Origin of the sequence: Pseudomonas hydrolytica (assembly GCF_021495345.1) — a bacterium.
Taxonomy (GTDB): Bacteria; Pseudomonadota; Gammaproteobacteria; order Pseudomonadales; family Pseudomonadaceae; genus Aquipseudomonas; species Aquipseudomonas hydrolytica.
Window position 1 is genome coordinate 3,852,915 of the sequence record NZ_CP099397.1, and the last position, 19,916, is coordinate 3,872,830.

A 19,916-nucleotide genomic window follows, 5' to 3' on the forward strand; every position below is an offset into this window, starting at 1 on the left:
GCCAGGAGCACGAGCATGGCCAAGGCGCAGAGCGAATACAGCCGCAAACGCAATTTCGAACGCACCAGCGAGCCGGCCGAGCGCACCGGCAAGCGGCGCAGCAAGGCCGGCGCGCTGCGTTTCGTGGTGCAGAAGCACGACGCCAGGCGCCTGCATTACGACTTTCGCCTGGAGCTGGATGGCACCCTGAAGAGCTGGGCGGTGCCCAAGGGTCCGAGCCTGGACCCGCGCGACAAGCGCCTGGCCGTGCACGTCGAGGATCACCCGCTGGAGTACGCCAGCTTCGAGGGCAGCATTGCCGAGGGCAACTACGGCGCCGGCGACGTCATCGTCTGGGACCAGGGCATCTGGCAGCCCCAGGGCGATCCGGCCGCTGCCTATGCGGCGGGCAAGCTCAAGTTCAGCCTGGTCGGCGAGAAACTGTCCGGCGACTGGACGCTGGTACGCACCCGCCTGCGCGGCAGCGGCGACAAGGAGCAGTGGCTGCTGATCAAGGAGCGCGACGACATCGCCCGCCCCAGCGACGAGTACGACATCGTCGAGGCGCAGCCGCAGAGCGTGATCAGCGGCGCGCTGGTGGGAGGGCCGAGCGCCAAGGCCAAGGGCAAGACGCCGAGCAAGGCCAAGGCGTCGAAGCCGGCCGCCGCCTTTCCCGAGAGCCTGGCGCCACAGCTGGCAACCCTGACCGACCGCCCACCTGAGGGCGATTGGCTGTACGAGGTGAAGTTCGACGGCTACCGCATTCTCGCCCGCATCCGCGACGGCGAGGTGCGCCTGTTCACCCGCAACGGCCACGACTGGACGCAGCGTCTGCCGCTGCAGGCCAAGGCCCTGGCCAAGCTGGGCCTGCACGACAGCTGGCTGGACGGCGAGGTGGTGGCGCTCAACGAACAGGGCCTGCCCGACTTCCAGCAACTGCAGAACGCCTTCGATATCGGCCGCAGCCACGACCTCGTCTACTACCTGTTCGATGCACCGTTCATCAACGGCGAGGACCTGCGCCAGACCCCGCTGGAGCAGCGACGGGCACAGCTCAAGCTGCTGCTGGGCAACACGCGCAACGGCCCGCTGCGCTTCTCTGCCGCATTCACCGCGCACCACCGCGACATCGTGGAAAGCGCCTGCGCCATGTCCCTGGAGGGGGTGATCGGCAAGCGCGCCGGCAGCCTCTACGTGTCGCGCCGCAGTGCCGACTGGATCAAGCTCAAGTGCCGCCTGCGCCAGGAGTTCGTCATCGTTGGCCATACCCAGCCGCAAGGCAGCCGCAGCGGTTTCGGGGCATTGCTGCTGGCGGTCAACGAGGAAGACGGCCTGCGCTACGCCGGACGCGTCGGTACGGGGTTCGGCGAAGCGGCGCTGAAGGCGCTGCATCAGCGTCTGCAAGAGCTGGCACGCGAGGATTCGCCGCTGGCGCACAAGCTGACCGCAGCACAGGCCCGCGGCGTCAGCTGGGTCGAGCCGCAGCTGGTCGGCGAAGTGGAATTCGCCGAATGGACGCGCGAGGGCATCGTGCGCCAGGCCAGCTTCGTCGCCCTGCGCAGCGACAAGCCGGCGGCGCAGATCGTCCGCGAGCGGCCCGGTGCGCCGCAATCGCCGCCACCGCGCAAGCCGGCTGCCAAGGCAGGCGGCAAGCCGGTGGTCGCCGGCGTGGCGATCAGCAATGCGCAGCGGGTGATCGACCCCGACAGTGGCACCAGCAAACTGCAGCTGGCGCAGTTCTACGAAAGCATCGCCGACTGGCTGCTGCCGTACCTGAACAATCGCCCGGTATCGCTGCTGCGCGCACCGGAGGGCATCGGCGGCGAGCAGTTCTTCCAGAAGCATGCCGAGCGCCTGGCCATTCCCAACATCAAGCACCTCGACCCCGAGCTCGACCCCGGCCATGCCCGGCTGATGGAGATCGACAGCGTCGCCGCGCTGGTGGGCGCGGCGCAGATGGGCTGCATCGAACTGCACACCTGGGGCGCCACCAGCGACCGCATCGAAACGCCGGACCTGTTCGTGCTCGACCTCGACCCGGACCCCGCGCTGCCCTGGCGCAGCATGCTCGAGGCCACCCGCCTGACCCTGACGGTGCTCGACGAACTGGGCCTGCAGGCCTTTCTCAAGACCAGCGGCGGCAAGGGCATCCATATCATCGTGCCGCTGGCACGACGCGCCGGTTGGGACGAGGTCAAGGCCTTCGCCAAGGCCATCGCCCAGTTCATGACCAGCCAGTTGCCGGAGCGCTTCACCGCCACCTCCGGGCCGAAGAACCGGGTCGGCAAGATCTTCATCGACTACCTGCGCAACAGCCGCGGCGCCAGCACCGTGGCCGCCTATTCGGTCCGTGCGCGGCCGGGGCTGCCGGTGTCGGTGCCGATCAGCCGCGACGAGCTGGATGGCCTGCGCAGCGCCCAGCAATGGACGGTCGGCAATCTGCAGCAGCGTCTGGATGGGCTGAAACAGGATCCCTGGCAGGGCTACAGCAACCGCCAGCGCCTGACACGCGCCATGTGGGACAGGCTCGGCGCCAAGCCCCACTCGTAGGGTGCGCCATGCGCACCGGATCTTAGGGCGGCGATGCACAGCGCTCTGGTGCGCGCGGCGCACCCTACACGAGCCGACCGCAGGGTGCGCCATACACGCCGATCTTCCAGGCGGCGGTGCGCATCGCCCCGATGCGCGCGGCGCTCCCTACGGGCCGCGCTCACTGCGGGTGGAACGGACCGGCCGCCGTTACAGACGAAAGCGCGAGATATTCTCCCGTAGCGCCTCGCTGGTGCGCGCCAGGCTTTCGCTTTCCTGCTGCGCGCTCTGAAAGGCGCAAGCGGATTGCTCGGTGCTGTCGCGCACCGAGACGATGCCCCGGCTGATCTGCTCGGCCACTGCGCTCTGTTGCTCCGAAGCGGTGGCGATCTGCTGGTTCATGCCGTTGATGCGCTCGATCATGGCGACGATGCGCGCCACCGCCTCTCCGGCCTCGGACACGCCGGATACCGACTGGGCACTGGAGCTCTGGCAGCGCTGCATGTAGGCCGAGGTTTCGTCGGCGATCTTCTGCAGGCTGGCGATCAGCCCCTCGATTTCGGTCGTGGCCTCCTGGGTCCGCCGCGCCAGGCTGCGCACCTCGTCCGCCACCACGGCGAACCCACGCCCGGCCTCGCCGGCCCGCGCCGCTTCGATGGCCGCATTGAGCGCCAGCAGGTTGGTCTGATCGGCCACCGACTTGATGACGTCGAGCACGCTGCCGATGTTGCTGCTCTCGGTCTTCAAGCGCCCCATGGCTTCGCTGGAGTTGTCGATCACCTCGGCCAGCTCGCCGATCAGGCTCACCGCATGGCCGGCCTTGCGCTGGCTGTGCAGGGCAGCCTCATCCGCTTCGCTGGCGGCCTGCGCGGCGGACTCCGCACTGCGTGCCACGTCCTGCACCGTCGCCGCCATCTCGTGCACGGCGGTAACGATCTGCTCCACCTCCCGCTGGGCGTTGGCGACGCTGGCAGCGTTACGCAGGCTCGACTCGCTCAGCTCCTGACTGGAGTGCGCCACGGTGCGCGACGAATTGTCGATATCCTGGGTGACCTGGCGCAGGTTCTGCTGCATGCGCTGCAGTGCAGCGAGCACACTGTTCTCGGCGATGTCCACGGCCTTTTCCATGGTGCGCAGATCGCCTTCGGCGACGCGCTGGGCGATGCGGTTGAGGTCGCTCGGCTCGGCGCCCAGGGCCTTGAGCAGATGGCGGCTGATCAGGTGCCCCAGCACGGCAGCCAGTGCGAACGTGAGCACGGTGATCATCACCAGCACGTTGCGCTGGCGGTGGTACTGGGTCTCGTTGTCGATGACGCGCTGGTCGGCCACGTCAGTGGTGTGTACCAGGTACTCGTTGATCACTCGCGTCAACTCCTCGAGCAGTGGCGTGCACTGCTCGCTGACCATGCGCATGGCTTGCGCATCCTCGCCCTTGAACAGGTGCTCGGCGATGGTGCCGGCCACCGGGCTGTAACGCGCCTCGACCTGTTCGATACGGGCGAGCATCTCGCGTCCCGTCGCCGAAACGTCCTTGTGGGTGAGCATCGCCTCGCGCAGCCTGGCGAGGCTGTCCACCACGTTCTTTTCATGTGCGGCGATGGACGCTCGATACTGCCCTCGCGCTGCCGGCTCGGCGTTTAGCGCCAGATTGCGCAGGGCGATCGCCCTGTCCTTGACGGCCTCGCTGACCTGGCTGGCCAGACGCGCGCGCGCCTCCACACCGTTGATGTAGTCGGAAAACTCCCGATCGGCTGCCGCCAGGTTGTACAGGGAGACGCCGGCGATCAGCAGCATCAGGGCCAGCAGACAGGCATAGCTGGCGTAGAGCACCGCACGGGTGGAGAAGCGAGGGCTACGAGATTGCATAAATGGCTCCTGCCGAATAACGGGACGACGTGAAAGAACCTGTCAGTGAGGCATGGCTGGCGGGGCGCTGACCCGTTTCCCTGTCCGCCTGACAATCGAGCCCCCAACCGGGTCGGTCGCCAGCAAACTGCCTGGCCGACGACCACCCTGCCCGGTACCTGCCCCGCGCCGGACAGGTACCGGTCAATCCGCTACCGCAGCGGTGGCCTGGTCTGCCTGCCTGGTGCAGGCGCCGGGCTTCTGTCGACGCCCTGTGGCGTCGCGCTGCGTACCTTGTCTGTCCGAGCTTAGGTCAGATCACTGCCATGCGCCTCGCTGCGTTGCCCGCTAGTCGTCGGAGCGTCGCCGCCGACGGCCAGCCGAGCCTGCGTTGGCCGGAGCTGCAGGTTGACGTTAAGCTGCACCCCTTCCCCGGCAAAGGCGCGACATGGTGATGAAGATCGGCGAACTGGCGCAGCGCACGGGCCTTGCGGCCTCGCGCATCCGCTTCTACGAGAGCATCGGTCTGCTCAAGCTGGTGCAGCGTCAGGCCAATGGTTATCGCAGCTATCCGGAGGAAGCGGTGCTGGTGCTTAACCTGATCACCGCCGCGCAGCAGGCCGGTTTCAGCCTGGACGAACTGCGCACGCTGCTGCCGCAGGACCTGACGCAATGGCAGCACGGCAAGCTGCTCGATACCCTGCATGCCAAGGTGCGCGACATCGAGGCGCTGGAGCAGCGCCTGGCGCAGAGCAAGGGCCACCTGCTGGCGCTGATCGACGAGATCGAGAGCAAACCGGACGACCTCGACTGCGCCGCCAACGCCAAGCGTGTGTTGTCGAAGATGAACCTGGGCGAGACGAGCGAGGCGCCCAGGCGCGCGAAGAAATAAGCAAGTGCTCGCCCCCGCTGTAGGAGCCGGCTTGCTGGCGATCCGCTTGAACGCGCAACGCATCGCCAGCGAGCCGGCTCTTAAGCCCAATTTCTCGTTGACATTAAAGTGAACTTTAAAGTTAAGGTCGGCGCATCTTCAGTCGAGGAAGCGCCCATGACCCTGTTCGATCCCCTTGTCCTGCCCAACGGCTCGATCATCCCCAACCGCATCGCCAAGGCGGCGATGGAGGAGAATATGGCGGATGGCGAACATGCGCCGTCCGAGCACCTGATGCGCCTCTATCAGGCCTGGGCCGAGGGCGGTGCCGGCCTGCTGATCTCCGGCAACGTGATGGTCGACAGCCGTGCCATGACCGGTCCCGGTGGGGTGGTGCTGGAAGACGCCGCGCAGCTGGCCCGGTTCCAGCGCTGGGCCCGTATCGGCCGCGCCCAGGGCGCGCAGTTCTGGTTGCAGATCAACCATCCCGGCCGGCAGATGCAGGCCAACCTGGGCCAGCCGACCTGGGCGCCCTCGGCGGTGGCGCTGGAGCTGGGCAACCTGTCCAAGCGTTTCGCCACGCCGCAGGCGATGACCCCGGCGATGATCGAAGAGGTGATCGAGCGCTTCACCCAGACCGCTCGCCTGGGTGAACAGGCCGGTTTCAGCGGCGTGCAGATCCACGCTGCCCATGGCTACCTGCTCAGCCAGTTCCTCTCGCCGCTGACCAACCAGCGCAGCGACCAGTGGGGCGGCTCGCTGGAAAACCGCGCGCGCCTGCTGCTGGAGATCGTCAAGGCGGTGCGTGCCGCCGTGGCGCCAGGCTTCGCCGTGGCAGTCAAGCTGAACTCGGCGGATTTCCAGCGCGGCGGTTTCAGCGCCGACGACGCCCAGCAGGTGGTGCGCCTGCTGAGCGGGCTGAAGGTCGATCTGGTCGAGCTGTCCGGTGGCAGCTACGAGGCGCCGGCTATGCAAGGCCAGGCGCGCGACGGCCGGACCCTGGCGCGCGAGGCCTACTTCCTGGAGTTCGCCCGCGAGATTCGCGCGGTGGCGAGCATGCCGCTGATGGTCACCGGCGGCATCCGCCGTGCGCCCGTTGCCGAGCAGGTGCTGGCCAGCGGCATCGAGATGGTCGGCATCGGCACGGCCCTGTCCATCGAGCCGAACCTGCCGCGCGACTGGCAGCGCGGCCAGAACAGCGCCCCGCAACTGCCGCCGATCACCTGGGGCAACAAGGTGCTGGCTTCGCTGGCCAACATGGCGGTGGTGAAGTATCAGCTGCGCAAGCTGAGCCAGGGCCGGCAAACCCGGCCCGCGGTATCGCCGCTCTGGGCGCTGCTGCGCCAGCAGCTGAGCGACGCCCTGCGCACCCGCCAGTACCGACGCCGGATGGCGCGGCGCGCGCTGCAGTAGCCAGGCGCCTCGTCACGCGCCTGACAATCGGCAAGCCGTTTCGCTCGTTGCATTGGCGCAACAGTCCTTTGCCGAACCGGCGGTTAATTAGCTTGCTAACGAGGCGTATAAACGAAATGCGACCTTTCGCCGCACCCGCATTTCGAGGAGACAAGCATGAACGTGATCGTGCATGAGCGTGACAACGAACATCTTTCCCGTGAAGCCCGCGCCATGGGCACAGTGGTTTGGGACGTGATCCAGAATGGCGAGCTGGTCGGCATCTTCCCGACCCAGGGCGAAGCCGACGCTTACCGCAAGGAGCTGGAGGAGACACAAGCGCAAGGATAAGCCGAGGCTGTTGCCGTTTCGACCGAAACGGCAACAGCTTCACAGCGCCCACCGCGGCCCCGCCCAAGCATCGCTCTCGCCTGCACGACAACCTCATCTGCGCAGTTGCCAAGCCAACGCCAAAGCCCACCGCCGCCCGAACCTCCCACCGGCACCTCACGCCCTGGCAGCAGCTGCGTCGCCAGATAGCCCGATTCGACTTCCGCCTGCAGGTAAACATCACAGACAACGCGATCATGGCTCGATTCGGCATCAGGCCAGGCGTTATGGATAAAGAGTTGAACGCTCATTGCCCAGCCCTCTCACAGATCCAGCACCAGGGGTTGTACGCCTTCTTCGCCTTGTGCCGGCACCGCGCAGCAGATCAGCACGCCGCCATCATCCGGCAGCTCGGCCGGCGGATTGGGGTAGTGCACCTGGCCGCTGACCAGGCGCGTCTTGCAGGTGCCGCAGGAACCGCCGCGGCAACTGAACTCGGGCGTCAGGCCACGGCTTTCCGCCAGTTCCAGCAGGCTGCCGCTGTCCGGCGTCCAGCGCGCCTCCTTGCTCGAAGCGCTGAAGTACACCGGCACCGGTTCGCTCGCGGCGGGCGGCTGCACGAGGGTCGTCACCTGGCCATCGGTACGGCGCGTGAGCGTCGAGGGGCCGAACGCCTCGGCGTGGATGCGCTCATCGGCGACATTGAGGTCGCGCAGGCCATCGTAGATCGCCTGGGTAAAGGCGGCCGGGCCACACAGGTAGAAGTCGTAATCATCGAACGACAGCGCCGCCTTGATCTGCGCCAGGTCGATACGCCCCTGCTGCTCGTAGTCGCGACCCACTACAGCGTCCGCCTCCGGCGCGCTGAGGGCGCGGTGCACCTGCAGCAGACCGCCCGCGCGCTGCACCAGCTCATGCAGCTCGGACTGAAACGGCAGGTCGCTCAGCGTCCGCGCGCCCTGGAAGAAATGCATGCGCCTGCCCTGCCCCAACGCTACCTGCTCGCGCAGCATCGACAGCAAAGGCGTGATGCCGACGCCGGCACCAATCAGCACCAGCGGCCGGCGGCTTTCGCTGTTCAGGGTGAAGCTGCCCAGCGGCGCACGCACCTCCAGCACATCGCCCACCCGAACCTGCCCGTGCAGATGCCGCGACACCACGCCCTGCGCCTTGACGCTGATACGCAGGAAATCATCCGACGGCGCGCTGGACAGGCTGTAGGTGCGCAGCAGGGTTTCACCGCTGGCGGTGGCGATGCGAATCGGCAGGTGCTGACCGGCAGCGAAACCCGGTGCGGCACCCTGCTCCGGCGCCAGCACGAAGGAGCGGATATCGCTGCTTTCCTGCTGCACACTCTGCACACGCCAGCGCTGCCACTGGTTGCGCTGCTCACGCTCGCGCAGGCGCGCATCGGTTTCTGCCCAGGTGCCGGTCATCAGGCTGGTCGGTGCATATTCTTCGAAGGCCCAGCGCAGCGAAGCCGCCGCCGGGCGCAGCACCACCTGCTCGACGTCGAAGGTCCACAGCCGCTCGGCGCCTTCAAAGGCCTGAATCAGCGGGCTGTCGAGGATGATCTCGGCGCGGCCGGCCAGCTGCAGCACGTCGCCCGTGGCGAAGTCGACGAACAGCAGCCCGGCCCGCGGATTGACGCTGAGGTTGCCCAGGGTATTGAAGTGCAGGTTGCCGGCGTAGTCGGGAATGGTCAGGCGATTGCCCTGCACCCGTACGAAACCGGCACGCCCGCCACGGTGCGAGACGTCCACCGAACGACGGCCATCGTCGTGCTCGACGTAGCTGGCGACGAAAAAGGTATCGGCGCTGCCGATCATCTCGGCGCTGCGCGCATCCAGCTCGGTCGCGTCCAGGCGCTCGACGCCACGCTGGTGCACACGGCGGTACTGGCGCAGCTGGATGTACTGCGGGCAGTTGCCGAAGGAATGCTCCACATCGATGTCCAGGCGCTGCGCCGAGGCCTGGCGGATATGCCCGTTGATGCGATTGCGCCGCCGCGTGTGCAGCTCGATGCCGAGCAGGCCGATGGCATCGCCCGCATGCAGTCCACTGGTGGCCGGGTCGAGCGGATCGAGCGCCATGGCGGCCAGATCGAACGACAACTGACGCGGGTCGGGCGAGGTGACGAAGCCCTCCTCGCCTTCGATCAGGGTGGCCCAGGGCTGGCCGGCAGCATCCACGGCGCCGGCGATCATGAAGGGCAGTTGCCGGTAGAAGTCGCGATGCTGATCCGGCATGTAGTCGCGGATCACCTTCTGTCCGAGCACTTCCATGCGTTCGGCGACGCCGACCTTTTCCTGCAGTTGCTTTTCACCGGCATGCCAGGGCGAGTGCCGATGGCTGGGAAGCTGTTGCATGTTCTGCCCTCCATGAAAGCGGCCGCCGGGCGATCCCGGCGGCGGTCAGCGACTCAGGCCTGCAGACCGGCGGCGGTACGCGGCATCGGCACGAAACCCGGCAGCGCCTCGATGCGAGCCAGCCAGGCGCGGATGTTCGGATAGGGCTCCAGCGACACGTTGCCCTCCGGCGCATGGGCGATGTACGAGTAGTTGGCGACGTCGGCGATGCTCGGCTTGTCGCCGGTCAGGAACGGGGTTTCGCTCAGCTCGCCCTCCATCACGGTGAACAGGGCGTGGGCGCGGTTGATCACTTCTTCGGTGTTGAACGAGTAGCCGAACACGGTAACCAGGCGCGCGGCGGCGGGGCCGAAGGCCACCGGACCGGCCGCCACGGACAACCAGCGCTGCACACGGGCGGCAGCGGCCGGCTCCTGCGGCAGCCAGTCGCCATTGCCGTAGCGCTTGGCCAGGTAGACGAGGATGGCGTTGGAGTCGGCGACGACGGTGCCGCCGTCATCGATCACCGGTACCTGGCCGAAGGGGTTGAGTGCGAGGAACTCCGGCGTCTTGTGCGCGCCCTTGGCCAGATCGACGAAGATCAGCTCGGTGGGCAGCTGCAGCAGCGACAGCATCAGCTCGGCGCGGTGGGCATGGCCGGAACGGGGAAAGTTGTACAGCTTGATGGCGGGACGGGACATGGCGATGACTCCTTCGAGGTGGGCTTAGATCTCCGCGAAACGACTTGCCTTCGCGACGATGGGGCCAGTTTCGCCCCATCCAACCTGGAGAAGAATCCCCACTCAAGGCAATCCACTATTTCACTTTCTGCAATGACCTCAGACCTTAAAGGCCGGGTGGGCGCGCAGCCGCGGCACGGCAAAGTCGAGGAAGCTGCGTACCCGCGCGGCCGCCCGGCGCCCTTCGCGGTAATACAACTGCACCGGCAAGGGCGGCGCGGCGAAATCCTCAAGCACGGCCAGCAATTGCCCCGCCTGCAACTCATGATGGGCTTCGTAACTCAGGCAGCGGGTCAGCCCGAAGCCGGCGAGCGCCGCGCGAATGGACGCCTGCGGCGTGCTGCAGGTCAGCTGTGGCGCAAGCTTCACCACCCTGTCGGCAAAGCGCCATTCCCCGGCATGGCCGGTCGAGGAGGTAGCGATGGTGCGGTGCGCCGCCAAGGCGTCCGGGCTGGCCGGTCGGCCCCAACGCTGTAGATAGGCCGGTGCCGCACAGATCAGCGGGCGCACCTGCCCCAGCGGTACGGCGAAACCGGACGAACTGGGCAGGTGACCGACCACCAGCGCCAGGTCGATGCCCTCCTCCAGCAGCCTCGGCAGCTCCTCGCGCGCCAGGGTAGCCAGGCTCACCTCGGGAAAGGCCGCCAGGTAGTCGACGGCGATGGGCCCCAGCACCTGATGCGTCATCAACAGCGGCAGGGCCAGGGTCAACTGCCCGGCCGGGCTGGCATGCAGCCCCGTCACCGACTGCTCGGCCTCGTCCAGCCGTTGCAGGATGCGCTGGCAGCTGTCGGCGAAACGCGCCCCAGCCGGGCTCAGGCTCACACCGCGAGGCCCGCGCAGCAGCAGGGTGCAGTCCAGACGCTGCTCCAGGCTGGCGACGATGCGCATCACCGTGGCCTGCGACAGCTGCAGCGTCCTGGCAGCCGCCGCCAGGCTGCGCGCCTGTGCCACGGCGAGGAACACCTGCATTTCGCGGTGCTGGCTCATGGCGCGGACGGTGCGCCAGCCGCGCGCAGCGCCGGGTCGGCACGAAAGCTCGCGGCGCAGTGATCGACGAAGGTACGCACCTTGGCCGAAACCTGGCGACCGCCCTGATGAATGATATGCACCGGCAACGCCGGCGGTTCGAACGCCTCGAGCACCAGCTCGAGCTCGCCGCGCGCCACTGCGGCAGCCACCTGGTAGGACAGCACGCGGGTATAGCCCCAGCCCAGGCGCGCGGCGCCGATTGCCGCCTGGTTGGAGCTGACGGTGAAGCGCGGCGTGGGGGTGAAGCCGAACACGCCGTCGGCGCCGACGAACTGCCAATGGCTGAGCAGGCCGCTGGCGCTGGACATGACGATGGGCGCATCGCGCACTTCATGCGGATGCTGTGGCCGCCCGACGCGGTCGAGGAAGGCCGGCGCCGCGCAGACCACCGGGCGAATCTGCCCGACCTGCAACGCCTGGTGATCACCTTCGGGCAGCGAACCGATGCGCACGGCAACGTCGATGCCCTCCTCCATCATGTTCACCACGCGGTCGACCAGCAGCGCATTGATCTCCACGTCCGGGTAGCTGTCGAGGTACTGGGTGATGCGCGGAATCAGGAACAGCTCGCCGAACATCACCGGCGCGGTCACGGTGAGCCGGCCACGCGGGCGCACGCTGCCACCGGCAGCCAGCTCCTCGGCTTCCTCCAGCTCCAGCAGAATGCGCCGGCAGTCCTCGACATAACGCTGGCCGGCTTCGGTCAGGCGCAGGCTGCGGGTATTGCGCGCCAGCAGCAGCGTGCCGAGGCGCGCCTCCAGCGCCGCGACGGCGCGGGTCACGCTGGGCGGCGAGATGCCCAGCAGCTTGGCGCCACCGGCGAAGCTCTCGGCCTCGGTCACGGCCAGCAGCACCTTCATTTCCTGAAACCGATCCATCGTCACCGCCCGTTTCGTTGCCGCGAGGGCACAAGATAACGCCTCAGCGCCTGCTCAATGCCAGGCGCGCGGCGAACAGCAGGAAGATCAGCCCCGTGCTGCGATCCATCCACCTGATCACCGCCTCGCGCCGCAACCAGCGACCGAGCGGCTGGGTGGCGCCGATCAGCAGCGCCGCCCAGACCAGGCTGAGCGCCACGTGGATGCCCACCAGGCCGAAGGTCCAGGCGATCAGCGGCTGCCCCTGCGGGATGAACTGCGGCAGAAAGGACAGGTAGAAAATGCCCACCTTGGGGTTGAGCACGTTGCCCAGCAGGCCGCGCAGGAACCAGTTGGCGCCGGGCTGGCCGCCGGCCTGCGCCGGCGCCAGGGAGTTGCGCGGGCGCAGCAGCATGTTCAGCCCGAGCCAGGCCAGATAAGCCGCGCCGCAGTACTTGAGCAGGTTGTAGCCGAACTCGGACACCGCCAGCAGCGCGCCCAGGCCGAAGGCCACCGCCGCGCCCCAGAGCAGGCAGCCGGCATTGATGCCCAGCGCGGCGCGAAACGCCTGTCGCCGGCCTTCGACCGCCGCGGTGCGCAATACCAGCGCGGTATCGATGCCCGGGGTAAGGGTCAGCAAGGTGGCCGCCAGGGTGAAGGCGATGAGGTTTTCGGCAAAGGGCATCGGCGCAGGCTCCGTCTGAGCAGGCGCCGATTATAGACAGGGCATTGCTGGCCGTCGTCCCGTAGGGTGCGCCGTGCGCACCGCGGTTCGTTCATGCGATGCGTGTTGCCGGTGGTGCGCGGCGCACCCTACGTCGTTTAGCCGCGATAGGCCTCGAACAACCCCGTGGCGCCCATGCCGCCGCCGACGCACATGGTGACGATGCCGTAACGCAGCTCGCGGCGCTGCAGTTCGCGCACCAGATGGCCGACCTGACGCGAGCCGGTCATGCCGAACGGGTGGCCGATGGAGATGGAGCCGCCGTTGACGTTGTATTTCTCGTTGTCGATCTCGAGCTTGTCGCGGCAGTACAGGCACTGCGAGGCGAAGGCCTCGTTGAGCTCCCACAGGTCGATATCGTCGACCGACAGCCCCTTGGCCTTGAGCAGCTTGGGTACCGAGAACACCGGGCCGATGCCCATTTCGTCCGGCTCGCAGCCGGCCACGGTGAAGCCGCGGAAATAGGCCTTGGGTTTGAGGCCCAGCTCCAGCGCCTTCTCCAGGCTCATCACCAGGGTCATGGAGGCGCCGTCGGACAGCTGCGAGGCGTTGCCGGCGGTGACGCTACCGGCCGGGTCGAACGCCGGCTGCAGCTTGGCCAGGGATTCGAGGGTGGTATCCGGGCGGTTGCAGTCGTCGGCCTCGACCACGCCGTCGAGAATCTTCTTCTCGCCGGTGGCCTTGTCTTCCACCTGGTACTTCACCGCCATCGGCACGATCTCGTCGGCGAACAGGCCTTCGGCCTGAGCCCGCGCGGTGCGCTGCTGGCTCTGCAGGGCGTAGGCGTCCTGGGCCTCGCGGCTGATGCCGTAGCGGTTGGCGACGATTTCGGCAGTCTTGCCCATGGGGTAGTAGATGCCGGGGTTGTCCTGCTGCAGCAGCGGGTTGAACAGGTTGTCCATGTTCATGCTTTTCAGGGTCATGGTGATGGACTCGACGCCGCCGGCGACGATGATGTCGCTGCAGCCGGATGCCACCTGGTTGGCGGCGATGGCGATGGCCTGCAGGCCCGAGGAGCAGAAGCGGTTGAGGGTCATGCCCGCCACCGGGTTGCCCAGGCGCGACAGCACGGCGACGTTGCGGCCGATGTTCATGCCCTGCGCGCCCTCGTTGGAACCGGCGCCGACGATGCAGTCGTCGACCAGCGCCGGATCGATGCCATTGCGCACCAGCAGCGCATCGACGCAGTGGGCGGCCATGTCGTCCGGCCGGGTCAGATTGAACTTGCCGCGGAAGGACTTGGCCAGGCCAGTCCGCACGCTGTCGACGATCACCACTTCACGCATGACGCACCTCGTTGTTATTGGATGGCGAATGGCGGGAAGATAAATCCAGCCCATGCCTGGGCGCGACCATCATTGATCTGGCGTATACGGGTCGATGCAGGGCGTAGCCCGGATGCAATCCGGGGCTGGCGATGCATTGCACTGCGCCTCGCCAGCAAGCTGGCTCCTACCTACCGCGCCGGCCTCAATCCCTGGCGAACGCCGCCTCGATGGCCTGGTTGATGGTGCGCAGCACCTTGACCCGGGCGAAGCGCTTGTCGTTGGCCTCCACCAGCGTCCAGGGCGCGATTTCGGTGCTGGTGCGATCGACCATATCGCCCACCGCATCGGCGTAATCGTTCCACTTGTCGCGGTTGCGCCAGTCTTCCTCGGTGATCTTGAAGCGCTTGAAGGGGATCTTTTCCCGCTCCTGGAAACGCTCCAGTTGCGTCTGCTGATCGATGGCCAGCCAGAACTTCACCAGGATCACCCCGGCGTTGGTCAGTTGCTCCTCGAAGTCGTTGATTTCGCCGTAGGCACGCAGCCAGTCGGCCTCGCTGCAGAAGCCCTCGACCCGCTCCACCAGCACGCGGCCGTACCAGCTGCGGTCGAAGATGGTGAACTTGCCGCGCGCCGGAATGTGTCGCCAGAAGCGCCACAGATAAGGTTGCGCGCGCTCTTCCTCGGTCGGCGCCGCCACCGGCACGATGCGGTACTGGCGCGGGTCCAGCGCACCGGTGACGCGGCGAATGGCCCCGCCCTTGCCGGCCGCGTCGTTGCCTTCGAACACCGCGAGCAGCGCGTGCTTGCGCATGCGCTTGTCGCGCATCAGGCCGGACAGGCGCGCCTGCTCCAACGCCAGTTGCTCCTTGTAATCCTCCTTGCCCAGGACCTGGGTCATGTCCAGGCTGTCGAGCAGGCCGCGGTTGTCCAGGCTCGACACCAGCGGTGCGGCGTGGGGCTGCAGCTGCACGCGCGGCTTGCTCTCGGCCAGCGCCGCCTGCAGGCCTTCGAGCAGGATGCGGCCGACGGTGAGGCTGCGGTAGTAGTGATCGACGCCCTCGACCACGTACCAGGGCGCATAGTCGCGGCTGGTGCGGCGCAGCACGCGCTCGCCGTAGTGGACGAACTTGTCGTAGGTCTTCGACTGCTGCCAGTCCAGCGGGCTGATGCGCCAGCTGTGCAGCGGATCGTCCTTGAGCGCTTCGAGCCGCGCCTTCATGTGCTTCTTGGACAGGTGGAACCAGAACTTGAAGATCAGCGCGCCCTCGTCGCAGAGCATGCGCTCCAGGCGCTCGGCGCCGTCGATGGCCTGGTCCAGCACGGCGTCCTTGAAACGGCCGTGCACGCGCCCCTGCAACATCTGGCTGTACCAGTTGCCGAAGAACACGCCGATGCGTCCCTTCGGCGGCAGCTGGCGCCAGTAGCGCCAGGCCGGTGGCCGCGCCAGCTCCTCGTCGGTCTGCACATCGAAGGTGCTGACCTGAATCAGCCGCGGGTCCATCCACTCGTTGAGCAGCTTGACCGTCTCGCCCTTGCCGGCGCCTTCGATGCCGTTGATCAACACGATCACCGGAAAGCGCGCCTGCTGCCTGAGCTCGTACTGCGCCTCCAACAGCGCCTCGCGCAGCGCCGGCTCTTCGGCCTCGAAGGTGGCCTTGTCGAGACTGCGACCGATTTCGGCGGATTCGAACATGCAGAAAACCTCCCTGGAATGATCGTTAAAGCGTAATGGATCGGCCGCGACTTTGCCTGGCAGCGGCTCGCCACGGATTGACCTGCGCCGGGTAAAGCGCGTGCGCAGCGGTTAGAATCGCCGCCTGTTTTACCCGGAACTCCACCATGTCCGATGCCCACAACGCCCAGCTCGACTGGGACGAACACGGCCAGCCGCTGTCGCGCAGCTATGGCGACGTGTACTTCTCCCGCGCCAACGGCCTAGAAGAAACCCGTCACGTCTTCCTCGCTCACAACCAGATCATCGAGCGCTGCCAGGCCCTGCCGGCCGGCGGGCGCCTGGTGATCGGCGAAACCGGCTTCGGCACCGGGCTCAATTTTCTCTGCGCCTGGCAAGCCTTCGCCGAACACGCCCCGCGCGATGCGCGGCTGCACTTCGTCAGCGTGGAGAAATTCCCCCTGACCCAGACGGACCTGCAGCGCGCCCTGGCCCTGTGGCCGGAGCTGGCGCCCTACGCCGAGCAATTGCTGGCGCAGTACCGCGCCATCCATCCCGGCTTTCAGCGCCTGCTGCTCGACGGCGGCCGCGTGGTGCTGACGCTGATGATCGGTGACGTGCTCGAGTGCCTGCCGCAGCTGGACGCCAAGGTCGATGCCTGGTTCCTCGACGGTTTCGCCCCGGCGAAGAACCCGGAGATGTGGACGGACAGTCTGTTCACCGAACTGGCCAGGCTGTCGGCGCCCGGCGCCACGCTGGCCACCTTCACCAGTGCGGGTTTCGTCCGCCGCGGGCTGATCGCCGCCGGCTTCGCCGTGCAGCGGGTCAAGGGCTTCGGCCACAAGCGCGAGATGCTGGCCGGCCCCTTCCAGGCTGAACCGGCACCGCGCTCTGCTCCCTGGTTCGCCCGCCCGACGCTGGCGGCCGGCGCACGCCAGGCCGTGGTGATCGGCGCCGGCCTGGCCGGTTGCGCCACCGCCGCCAGCCTGGCCGCACGTGGCTGGCGCGTGACCCTGCTGGATCGCCATGACGACGTCGCCCGCGAAGCGTCGGGCAACCCCCAGGGCGTGCTCTACCTGAAGCTGTCGGCCCATGGTACGGCGCTGTCGCGGCTGATCGTCGCCGGCTTCGGCCATACCCGCCGCCTGCTCGAACGCCTACAGCGCGGCAGCGACTGGGATGCCTGCGGCGTGCTGCAACTGGCCTTCGATGCCAAGGAAGCCGAGCGCCAGAACAAGCTGGCCGCGGCCTTCCCCAGCGACCTGCTGCACGCATTGCCCCAGACCGAAGCCGAGGCGCGCGCCGGCATCGGTCTGCCAGCCGGCGGCCTGTTCTACCCGGATGCCGGCTGGGTGCACCCGCCAGCCCTGTGCCGGCAACTGGTGCAGCACCCGCTGATCGAATTGCGCCCCTATCAGGAGGCGCTGAGCCTCAGTCGTCAGCAAGAGCGCTGGTGCGTCGAAGGACAGAACGGCGTGCTGGCCGAAGCGCCGGTGCTGATCCTGGCCTGCGCCGCGGAGATCGGCCGCCTGCTGCCGGAGGCGAATCTGCCGCTCAAGCGCATTCGCGGGCAGATCAGCCGCCTGCCGGCCAATGAATCCAGCAGTGCGCTGCGCACCGTGGTCTGCGCCGAAGGCTACGTCGCCCCCGCGCGCGACGACGAACACACCCTGGGCGCCAGCTTCGATTTCCACAGCGACGATCTGACGCCCAGCGTGGCCGAGCACGCCGGCAACCTCGAGCTGCTACGGGAGATTTCTCAGGACCTGGCCGAGCGCCTGGATACACAGACGCTCGATCCGGCGACGCTGCAAGGCCGCGCCGCGTTTCGCTGCACCAGCCCGGACTACCTGCCGCTGGTAGGCCCTCTGGCCGCTGGCCAAGCCTTCAACCAGGCCTACGCCGTGCTGGCCAAGGACGCCCGCCAAGTGCCGGAAACGCCCTGCCCCTGGCTGGATGGCCTGTATATCAACAGCGGCCATGGCTCACGCGGGCTGATCACCGCGCCGCTGGCGGGCGAGCTGATCGCCGCCTGGCTGGAGGACGAACCGCTGCCGCTGCCGCGTGAGGTGGCCGAAGCCTGCCACCCCAATCGTTTCATGCTGCGCCAGCTGATTCGCGGCACCGGCTCGCCCACTTGAGGCTGGGCGAGCCGGCCCGGGTCAGAAGCTCAGGCTGGTCTGCACGTACAAGGTGCGCGGTTGGCCCAGGTACTTGCCGCGGTTGGTATCGGTGGAACGCGTGTAGTACTGGCGATCGAGCAGGTTCTTGACCCCGGCGGCCAGCGTCAGGCCGTTGCCGAAATCGTACTGGCCGCGAGCGTTCCAGCTGGCATAGCCCGGGATCTCGCCAAGCGCGCCGTCGGCACTTTCCTCGCGGGTGTTGGCCGAGTCGGCGAACTGGCGGGTCTGCGCGTAGCCGTCCAGGTTCCACACCCAGGGGCCGCTGGCATAACGCAAGCCCAGCGTGGCGACCTGGCGCGAGTAGAACGGCACGTCGTTGCCCTGGTTGGGCCCGTCTTCCTCCCGCGTGGCCTTGGTCAGCACCAGCGAGGCGTAGGCGGAAAGCCCGGCCAGACGCGGATCCAGCGCGGCGAAGTCGACACCACCGGCCAGCTCGACACCGCGGTGGCGGGTCTCGCCGGCATTGCGCCAGACCGCATCGACCAGTTCCAGCTGATCGTCGAAGTCGATCCGGAACAGCGTCAGTTCACCATTCAACAGGCCATCGTCGTAGCGCGTACCCAGCTCATAGGTGTAGGCCTTCTCGCCCTGCAGGTCGCTGTCCTGCGACAGCTGGAAGTACTGGATGCTGCCGAACGAGGTGTTGGCGTTGGCGAACAGCTTCCAGGCATCGGACAGGTGGTACATCAGGTTCAGCGATGGCAGCGGCTCGCTGTAGCGCTGCTCCTGATCGACGCCGCTGAGGCGGTTGCGCGAGGTCACCCGCACCTGTTCGTAACGCACGCCGGGGGTCAGGGTCCAGCGGCCGATGTCGATGCGATCGTCGATGTACAGGGCGTGCGCTTCGGTACTGGCGCTGGTCGAAGTGGCCAGGCGGCGCGGTACGCTGTAAGGGTTGCCGCCGGTGCCGAAGTTGACGCGGTCGTAACGCTTCTCGGAGGAATCCTCTTCGGTGTAGCGATAGCCGATGCCCACTTCGTGGCTGCTGTCACCGACGAACAGCACCTGCGAATAGCGCGGCTCGATGCCGAACACCTCGTAATGACGGGGAAACTCACGCAGCCAGGTCAGGCGATCGGCGCCATTGTTGGCCAGCACCGCGCCCCGGTAGCTGGTGTTGTAGAAGCTGGTGATCTCGAAACTGCTCAACGCATCCGGGCTGCGCTTGTACTTGAGCACCGCCTGCTTGCGATCCCCTTCGAAATTGTCATACGGACGGTTGCTGGCGTAGGGGTCCTGCTCGAATTCGGCGGCGGTGAGGCCACCCGGCATATCGGCGTCGGCGCGGTAGTACTGCAGGCTGCCGGACAGCTCGTCGATCTCGCTCAGGGCATAACGGTACTTGAGCATCACGTCGTCGATGCGCGTGCCGCTCTGCTCGCGGAAGGTATCGCCGCGCACGCCCGAATACAGCAGGGCCATGCCCAGACCGTTGTCGGCGGTGCCGCCGAGGAAGGCACTGCTGCGGTTGAGGAAACCGCCCTGCGCCGGCGCCGATTCGCTCTGGAAGCTGACCTCGCGCGCCATCTCCTCGGGAATCCCGCGGGTAACGAAGTTGATGATGCCGCCGACGTTCTGCGGGCCATAACGCACCGCACCACCGCCACGCACCACGTCGATGGACTCGATGTTGCCCAGGCTGGTGGGGGCCAGCGACAGCTGCGGCTGACCATAGGGCGCCACCGCCAGGGGCACGCCGTCCTGCAGGATGGTGGCGCGCGGCGACAGTCGCGAAGTCAGACCGCGCGTGCCGACATTGAGGGAGATGTCACTGCCGCCGGTGCCGTTGCTGTCCTGCACCTGCAGACCGGGAACCCGACGCAAGACTTCGCGCACGCTGCTCGCGCCGCTTTCCTGAATCTGCTGGCGGCGCAGCACGCTGCGCGCACCGGCATGGTTGAGTACGTCCTGCTCGCTCGCCTCACCCAGCCAGTCGCCCACCACCTCGGTGCCTTCCAGCTCTACACGCTCGGCCAGGGCGGGTAGATGGGTAAAGGCCAGGGCTACGCCCAGCGCCAGGTAACTGCGTCTGACGACAAACATTGTGAATCGCTCCCCCAGTGAACGGCCGTAGCCCAAAAAAGGAGCGAACTCTAGAACGTTGTAAATAAAATGTAAATAACAACGATTATCAGATGTTAAAAAA

At 67.2% G+C, this 19,916-nt stretch carries 14 protein-coding genes; 5 read left to right on the forward strand and 9 right to left on the reverse strand.

Annotation, left to right across the window (positions count from 1 at the left end):
- Window positions 1-15: 15 nt before the first annotated feature.
- Window positions 16-2,529: a DNA ligase D gene (gene ligD / locus L1F06_RS18070; protein WP_129481626.1), complete on the forward strand. Its 2,514-nt coding sequence runs from the start codon at window positions 16-18 to the stop codon at window positions 2,527-2,529.
- A 189-nt stretch (window positions 2,530-2,718) separates the two neighbouring features.
- Here the strand turns inward: ligD and L1F06_RS18075 are convergent, their stop codons facing one another.
- Window positions 2,719-4,374 carry a methyl-accepting chemotaxis protein gene (locus L1F06_RS18075; RefSeq protein ID WP_012019328.1) on the reverse strand — a complete coding sequence of 552 codons (1,656 nt, stop codon included), beginning with the start codon at window positions 4,372-4,374 and terminating at the stop codon, window positions 2,719-2,721.
- A 433-nt stretch (window positions 4,375-4,807) separates the two neighbouring features.
- Here L1F06_RS18075 and L1F06_RS18080 point away from each other — a divergent pair, with 433 nt between their 5' ends.
- From L1F06_RS18080 to L1F06_RS18090, 3 genes are all read left to right on the forward strand, one after another.
- On the forward strand, window positions 4,808-5,245 hold the full coding sequence (locus L1F06_RS18080; protein WP_041773099.1) for a MerR family transcriptional regulator: 438 nt from the start codon (window positions 4,808-4,810) through the stop codon (window positions 5,243-5,245).
- A 156-nt stretch (window positions 5,246-5,401) separates the two neighbouring features.
- A complete protein-coding gene (locus L1F06_RS18085; protein WP_129481627.1) occupies window positions 5,402-6,637 on the forward strand; it encodes an NADH:flavin oxidoreductase/NADH oxidase family protein in 1,236 nt (411 codons plus the stop codon).
- A gap of 156 nt (window positions 6,638-6,793) precedes the next feature.
- Window positions 6,794-6,967, forward strand: coding sequence for a hypothetical protein (locus L1F06_RS18090; protein ID WP_177491001.1), 174 nt, complete (start codon window positions 6,794-6,796; stop codon window positions 6,965-6,967).
- Between the two features lie 302 nt (window positions 6,968-7,269).
- Here L1F06_RS18090 and L1F06_RS18095 read toward each other — a convergent pair whose 3' ends face one another.
- From L1F06_RS18095 to pap, 7 genes are all read right to left on the reverse strand, one after another.
- Window positions 7,270-9,315, reverse strand: a complete 2,046-nt coding sequence (locus tag L1F06_RS18095) for a pyridoxamine 5'-phosphate oxidase family protein (RefSeq protein WP_129481628.1) — start codon at window positions 9,313-9,315, stop codon at window positions 7,270-7,272.
- Window positions 9,316-9,368: 53 nt separating this feature from the next.
- Complete coding sequence (locus L1F06_RS18100; RefSeq protein ID WP_129481629.1) at window positions 9,369-9,995, reverse strand: glutathione S-transferase family protein; 627 nt, start codon at window positions 9,993-9,995, stop codon at window positions 9,369-9,371.
- A gap of 138 nt (window positions 9,996-10,133) precedes the next feature.
- Complete coding sequence (locus L1F06_RS18105) at window positions 10,134-11,024, reverse strand: LysR family transcriptional regulator (RefSeq protein WP_129481630.1); 891 nt, start codon at window positions 11,022-11,024, stop codon at window positions 10,134-10,136.
- A complete protein-coding gene (locus tag L1F06_RS18110) occupies window positions 11,021-11,944 on the reverse strand; it encodes a LysR family transcriptional regulator (protein WP_012019335.1) in 924 nt (307 codons plus the stop codon). The genes L1F06_RS18105 and L1F06_RS18110 overlap by 4 nt, the downstream gene beginning before the upstream one ends.
- A gap of 43 nt (window positions 11,945-11,987) precedes the next feature.
- On the reverse strand, window positions 11,988-12,608 hold the full coding sequence (locus L1F06_RS18115) for a LysE family translocator (RefSeq protein ID WP_129481631.1): 621 nt from the start codon (window positions 12,606-12,608) through the stop codon (window positions 11,988-11,990).
- Between the two features lie 137 nt (window positions 12,609-12,745).
- Window positions 12,746-13,933, reverse strand: coding sequence for a thiolase family protein (locus tag L1F06_RS18120; RefSeq protein WP_129481632.1), 1,188 nt, complete (start codon window positions 13,931-13,933; stop codon window positions 12,746-12,748).
- 184 nt (window positions 13,934-14,117) lie between these two features.
- Complete coding sequence (pap, locus tag L1F06_RS18125; protein WP_129481633.1) at window positions 14,118-15,608, reverse strand: polyphosphate:AMP phosphotransferase; 1,491 nt, start codon at window positions 15,606-15,608, stop codon at window positions 14,118-14,120.
- Between the two features lie 146 nt (window positions 15,609-15,754).
- Here pap and mnmC point away from each other — a divergent pair, with 146 nt between their 5' ends.
- Window positions 15,755-17,728 carry a bifunctional tRNA (5-methylaminomethyl-2-thiouridine)(34)-methyltransferase MnmC2/FAD-dependent 5-carboxymethylaminomethyl-2-thiouridine(34) oxidoreductase MnmC1 gene (gene mnmC, locus L1F06_RS18130; RefSeq protein WP_129481634.1) on the forward strand — a complete coding sequence of 658 codons (1,974 nt, stop codon included), beginning with the start codon at window positions 15,755-15,757 and terminating at the stop codon, window positions 17,726-17,728.
- Between the two features lie 21 nt (window positions 17,729-17,749).
- On the opposite strand, the gene L1F06_RS18135 is transcribed toward mnmC, so the two are convergent.
- The gene (locus L1F06_RS18135) at window positions 17,750-19,813 is read right to left on the reverse strand and encodes a TonB-dependent receptor family protein (protein WP_096825888.1); all 2,064 of its coding nucleotides are present in this window, start codon (window positions 19,811-19,813) and stop codon (window positions 17,750-17,752) included.
- Window positions 19,814-19,916 lie beyond the last annotated feature (103 nt).

What these genes read in the sequence shown, in the direction of transcription:
- ligD (WP_129481626.1), top strand. Translation starts at nt 16, where the DNA reads ATGGCCAAGGCGCAGAGCGAATACAGCCGCAAACGCAATTTCGAACGC.
- L1F06_RS18075 (WP_012019328.1), bottom strand. Translation starts at nt 4,374, where the DNA reads ATGCAATCTCGTAGCCCTCGCTTCTCCACCCGTGCGGTGCTCTACGCC.
- L1F06_RS18080 (WP_041773099.1), top strand. Translation starts at nt 4,808, where the DNA reads ATGAAGATCGGCGAACTGGCGCAGCGCACGGGCCTTGCGGCCTCGCGC.
- L1F06_RS18085 (WP_129481627.1), top strand. Translation starts at nt 5,402, where the DNA reads ATGACCCTGTTCGATCCCCTTGTCCTGCCCAACGGCTCGATCATCCCC.
- L1F06_RS18090 (WP_177491001.1), top strand. Translation starts at nt 6,794, where the DNA reads ATGAACGTGATCGTGCATGAGCGTGACAACGAACATCTTTCCCGTGAA.
- L1F06_RS18095 (WP_129481628.1), bottom strand. Translation starts at nt 9,315, where the DNA reads ATGCAACAGCTTCCCAGCCATCGGCACTCGCCCTGGCATGCCGGTGAA.
- L1F06_RS18100 (WP_129481629.1), bottom strand. Translation starts at nt 9,995, where the DNA reads ATGTCCCGTCCCGCCATCAAGCTGTACAACTTTCCCCGTTCCGGCCAT.
- L1F06_RS18105 (WP_129481630.1), bottom strand. Translation starts at nt 11,024, where the DNA reads ATGAGCCAGCACCGCGAAATGCAGGTGTTCCTCGCCGTGGCACAGGCG.
- L1F06_RS18110 (WP_012019335.1), bottom strand. Translation starts at nt 11,944, where the DNA reads ATGGATCGGTTTCAGGAAATGAAGGTGCTGCTGGCCGTGACCGAGGCC.
- L1F06_RS18115 (WP_129481631.1), bottom strand. Translation starts at nt 12,608, where the DNA reads ATGCCCTTTGCCGAAAACCTCATCGCCTTCACCCTGGCGGCCACCTTG.
- L1F06_RS18120 (WP_129481632.1), bottom strand. Translation starts at nt 13,933, where the DNA reads ATGCGTGAAGTGGTGATCGTCGACAGCGTGCGGACTGGCCTGGCCAAG.
- pap (WP_129481633.1), bottom strand. Translation starts at nt 15,608, where the DNA reads ATGTTCGAATCCGCCGAAATCGGTCGCAGTCTCGACAAGGCCACCTTC.
- mnmC (WP_129481634.1), top strand. Translation starts at nt 15,755, where the DNA reads ATGTCCGATGCCCACAACGCCCAGCTCGACTGGGACGAACACGGCCAG.
- L1F06_RS18135 (WP_096825888.1), bottom strand. Translation starts at nt 19,813, where the DNA reads ATGTTTGTCGTCAGACGCAGTTACCTGGCGCTGGGCGTAGCCCTGGCC.